The 2,994-nt window shown below is 76.8% G+C and carries 1 protein-coding gene; it reads right to left on the reverse strand.

Annotated elements, in window-relative coordinates:
• A partial coding sequence (locus DQW06_RS28000) for a hypothetical protein (protein WP_370449152.1) occupies nucleotides 1–2,994 on the reverse strand: 2,994 nt, incomplete at both ends.

Here is a 2,994-nt window from a genome sequence, read left to right on the forward strand (position 1 = left end):
TACCGGTCCAGGACGCCGCGCCGGTCGTCCGACGTGACCGGCGGTGCCGATGCCCCGGAGGTGTCCGGGGCCCCGGTCCCCCGGGAGCCGTCGGAGTCCCCGTCGCTCCCGTCGCCGGGGGCGGGAGGGCTCCACTCCAGGCCGAGGAAGTGGGACCCCCGGAAGTGGACGGGGTTTTCGGTGTCCAGGTGCGGGAAGGGCGGGCGCCGCTCGCCCTCGCCCCCGCTGTCGGCGGGCCCCTCGCCCCGTGCCGCCCGGTCCAGCCGGCCCGCGGTCTCGCCGGGGAGCAGCTCCACACCGGTGACGGTGAAGTGGTGGGGCGCCGCCTCGCCCTGGACGTGGACGAACAGGTCGTGGGAAGCCTCGTAGGCGGCGAACCTCTCCGTGGAGGAGACGTAGCGGCTGAGGGACCGGTGCTCGCCCGAGCCGGAGGCGTTGTGGCTCTCGGAGTGCAGCGACTGCCACCAGGTGGCCTCCACATGGGGGGCGTTGACACGCAGGGTTCCTCCGGAGGGGAGCTCGGCCACCAGGCCGAAACCGGTCCCCCCCGTCAGGGTGAAGCTCGTGTTGCGGCTCTGGGTGAGGCTGGTGCCGTCCTTGACGCTCTCCTTGAAGGTCGCGTCGTCGATCAGCGGGCTGTGGTCCTTGATCCGGTAGTCGCGCGGCCTCGCGGAGAACTCCATCATCACCTCGCCCAGGCGGGGGTGGGAGGCGCTCACGGTGACCGGACCCCGGTCCAGGTGGGGGAGGTACTCCTGGAAGGAGTCGTTGTCGAGGACGTGTCGAATCTCGTGCTGCCACCGCGCGATGTCCTGGCCGGTGCCCGGCCCGGTGAGGTCCTTCATCCACTGGACCGCGGTGTTCTCGCTGGTCGCCTCCCTGTTCAGCCGGTAGGCGTCGGAAACCAGGTAGTCGGCGACCCAGGAGCCCAGGTCGGTGTGCGCCGGGCCCCTCCCGTCCGGGGCGTTCGGCGTGACGCTGTGGACGGCGATGGGCAGACCGCCCGTCGGGCCGAGGTTGCGGGGCCGGCGGCCGGGGCCGTCCCCCTCCCCGGCGCCCGGGGCGAGGTCGATGCGCCCCGGCATCCCGTCGGGCCGCCCCTGGACCTCGCCGGCCAGGGTGAACACCATGCCGTCACGGATCACCGAGGAGCCGACGGGGAGGTCCACGGCGGGCGCAGGGGCCTCACCGGTGTCCCTCCCGCTGGTTCCGCCCGCGGCGGGCGCCGTCCCGTCCCCTTCCGGCCGCGCGGTCACCTCGGCCCACACTCGCAGGTCGTTGGCGTAGAACTCGGGCTTGGCGAAGGTCGTGTACTCGATCTTGGAGGCGGCGGTGGTCGTCCCGCCGTGGGACGCCGCGCGCTGCCCGCGGGAGAAGCTGCCGCCGGCCGTCACCCACGGTCCCGCCGCGGACCCGGTGACGTCGCCGAGCAGCAGCGGGCTTCCCGTGAAACGCGCCGCGAGGATACGGCGCGGGTCGTAGGACGATGAGCCCCCGGTGGTGGCGGAGCGGCTGCGCTCCTCCTCCCGGGACTCCAGGGGCGCTCCCGACTTCCGGTGCTCGACGTCCAGGTGCCGGTACCCGGCGGGGTCCTCGGACGCCAGCGAGACCCGGACGGTCCAGGACCTGGGGACGGCGCCGTCCGCCTCGGGATCGGTGACGGTGATCTCCCGGCCCCCGGGCGCGAAGAAGGCGGACATGCCGTGTTCGTGCGCCACCCGGTTCAGGGCCGCGTCCACCAGCCGGGGGAGATCGGGCGGCGGGTCGGCGATCCGCTGTCCGACGATGCCCGCGACCGCTTGGTGGACCGCCCTGGTGAACAGGCGGTCGGGGCCGCTCAGCCGCGAGGTGACGAGGTAGTCCAGGTCGTACCGGGCGTCCGTCTTCTCGCGCAGGCGGGACGCCGACGGCAGGTCCGAGGGGAGCAGCGCCTCGGCGCGTTCGGCCGAGAGCACGGTGTCCTGCGCGTGGCGCCGGGCGTCGGCGAGGTCCTGCGCGGTGCGTCCGAGCAGGTCGCGGGCGCCCCCCACCAGTGCGTCCGTCCGCCGCAGGTCCGCCTCGACCCGCGTGGCCGCCGGATGGGCGCTGTCCGGGGCTGAACGCAGCGCGGCGGACGCCCGGCCCAGGGAGTCCAGGGCGGCGGCGGTGCCGGCGACGCGCGCGGACCCCGCGGAGGCCTCCGCGTCGGTACGCGCCCGCAGCGCGGAGTCCGCGGCCTCCCGCGCCTCACCGACGGCATCGGTGAGGCGCCGGACCGCGTCCCGGGACTCCTGCGGACGGCGGGGGCTCGCGGTGTCGGCCAGGACCGCGGTCCGGACGGCGTCCTCCGCCCGCGCGAGCCGGTTCCGCGCGATCCCGGACCGCCGGTAGGCGTCGTCGGCCGCCATCCGGGTACCGGCGGAGTCGGACGCCGCGCGGTGCGCGGCCGCGGTGAGGGCTTCCACGGCCGCGGTGGTGGAGTCGTGGCGTGCGGTGGCGGCCTCCTCCACGCGCGCCCGCGCCTCGGCCCGCTGCCGGTCCGCCCGGTCGCGACCGGACCGGGCGGCCGCCTCGTCGCCCGTGACGGTGCGGTGGGCGTCCGTGCCGGGGGCGGCCGCCCGGGCGATCCGCTCCGCCAGCGCGACCGACGCGGCGGTCCGACCGGCGAACCCCTCGGCCTGGTCCGCGGCCAACCGCACCGATCCGGCCCCGTTGGCGGCGGTGTCCCGTTCCCGCACGGCCTGTTCCGCCGCGGTGACGGCGGCCGCGGTGTCGTCCGCGTCGGCCGCGTCCCGCGCCGCCCGCGCGGCCCGGTCCGCGGCCTCGCGCGTGACGCGCAGGGCGTTGGCGGCTCCGGTGGCTGCGCGCTCGGTCGCGGCCGCGGTCCGCTCGGCTTCCCCGGCGACGCGGCTGGAGACGGCCGTCAGGGCGCCGTCCGCGGTCGCGGCGGCGTCGCGGAACGCGGCGTCGGCGTCCCGCGCGTGGCGCTGCGCCCCCTCCCGCAGCCGCACCGTC

It is taken from the genome of Nocardiopsis sp. TNDT3 (genome assembly GCF_003427465.1).
In the GTDB taxonomy this organism is placed as follows: domain Bacteria; phylum Actinomycetota; class Actinomycetes; order Streptosporangiales; family Streptosporangiaceae; genus Nocardiopsis; species Nocardiopsis dassonvillei.